Raw genomic sequence first — 840 nt, forward strand, 5'->3', positions numbered from 1 at the left:
AATCCACCAACCCACCCCACCGCAACGGCAACTCCAAACCCACCACCCGACCCAAACCCCACACCGCAGCACCCGCGCTCAGATCGCTCAGGGTTTCCGAGTCGTCCACGGAGACCGCGCCACTGGTCAGCCACCAGAGCCGCCCCTCGATCTCCGTGACGGCCAGCGCCTGCGCCACCGCCAGCGCCTCGACCACGCCCGCACCGGCCAGCGACATCAGCGAGACCAGCCCGGCGACCGGCTTGCCGGTCTCCGACGCGTCGGTCAGTCGACGCGCGATCTGGTCCCGGTCCAGCACGTCCAGCACCACCGGGACCACCTCGGCGCCCCGCTCCGCCAGGCCAGCCAGCACCGGGTGGTCCTCCTGACCGGGAAGCATGAGCACCAACCAGGAGCCAGTCAGGCTCTCGTTGCCGGTCACGGCCTGGTGTCGCCACACCACCCGGTACCGCCAGGAGTCCACAGTCGACCGCTGCTGGGCGGCGCGCCGCCACTGCGCGAGCTTCGGCAGGACCGCGCTGAACGGTTCGTCCGCGCCGACGCCCAGCTCACCGCCGACCAGGTCGGGGTCGCCGGACTCCACGGCCGCCCAGAACCGCCCGTCGAGGGCATCGTCGTGCGCGTTCCGGCGGGCCGTGGGCAGCGCCTCGGGCCAGTACCAGGTGTGGTCGAAGGCGTACGTGGGCAGGTCCACCACGTGCGGCCGGGCGCCGGCCTGACCGAGGTACGCCGCCCAGTCGACCGGCACACCCGCCACCCACAGCTGCCCCAGCGCCGAGGTCAGCGCGGCGACCTCCGACTGGTCGCGCCGCACTGCCGGAACCCGCCGCACCGCACCAT

The 840-nt window shown here is 73.0% G+C and carries 1 protein-coding gene; it reads right to left on the minus strand.

Going from position 1 to position 840, the window contains the following annotated elements; genetic code table 11:
- Positions 1-814: hypothetical protein (locus ACSNN9_RS28515; protein WP_436676396.1), on the minus strand; the 814-nt coding region annotated here is incomplete at its 3' end.
- Positions 815-840: the final 26 nt, after the last annotated feature.

Source organism: Micromonospora sp. URMC 107 (genome assembly GCF_051386315.1).
GTDB lineage: Bacteria > Actinomycetota > Actinomycetes > Mycobacteriales > Micromonosporaceae > Micromonospora.